General features: G+C 60.2%; 1 protein-coding gene. It reads left to right on the top strand.

The window, feature by feature from the left end; translation table 11 throughout:
* Nucleotides 1-193: 193 nt before the first annotated feature.
* The coding region (gene istA / locus HV796_RS42790; RefSeq protein WP_175233619.1) for an IS21 family transposase at nt 194-938 on the top strand (745 nt) is incomplete at its 3' end.

The raw sequence follows: 938 nt of genomic DNA, 5'->3' as shown, positions 1-938 counted from the left end.
CAAACCGTTTTCGGCATAAAGGCGCCAGGGGCTTTTCGGCGCTTAGGCGCCACAAGTTTTTCGGCATATAGGCGCCAGTAGATTTTCGCCGTAAAGGCGCCACTGACGCCTGAGTCGGGCGCTCGAACTTCGCCAACCGCTACCCTCCCGGCACGCATTTGCTCCGAAGGGTGGCTTGAAGAGGAAGTTCGAGATGTACCAATATCGACAGGTTCTGGTGCGAATGCGCCAGGGTGACTCCGACCGGGATATCGACCGGTCGAAGATCATGGGCCGTAAGAAGCTGGCAGCCGTGCGGGAGATCGCGACCGAACGCGGGTGGCTTTCGCCGGGCAGCGCTCTGCCGGATGACGCGCAGCTCGCTACAGCTTTCAGTCGCAAGGAGTTCCTGCCAGCGAGCTGTATCTCGTCGGCCGAACCGTGGCGCGAGCAGATTGCACAGTGGCTCGACGCCGGCGTGCCCGGCACGACGATTCATAGCGCGCTGGTGCGCAACCACGGCTACGAGGGAAGCTACTCATCCGTATACAGGCTGCTTCAGCAGTTGAAGGCGGAGCTCACGCCGGACGTACCGATGCGGCTGGAGTTCAAACCTGCTGAAGCCGCACAGGTCGATTTCGGCGCAGGTCCGACCATCACCGATGCGCACACCGGCGAGATCCATAAGACGTGGTTCTTCGTGATGACGCTGTGCTGGTCGCGGCATCAGTATGTTGAATTTGTCCGGGACCAGAGCGTCGACACATGGTTGCTGTGTCATCGTCATGCCTTCGAGTGGTTCAACGGCGTGGTCGGACGGGTCATCATCGATAATCCCAAGTGTGCCATCGTGAAGGCCTGCATCTACGAACCCGAAGTCCAGCGGGCCTACGCGCAATGCGCCGAAGGGTATTCGTTCAAGGTCGATCCATGTCCGCCGAGGGACCCGGCTAAAAAGG

Source organism: Paraburkholderia humisilvae, from assembly GCF_902859855.1.
In the GTDB taxonomy this organism is placed as follows: domain Bacteria; phylum Pseudomonadota; class Gammaproteobacteria; order Burkholderiales; family Burkholderiaceae; genus Paraburkholderia; species Paraburkholderia humisilvae.
Note: the sequence above shows the minus strand (reverse complement) of the source record. Positions and strands in the feature narration are given on the sequence as shown.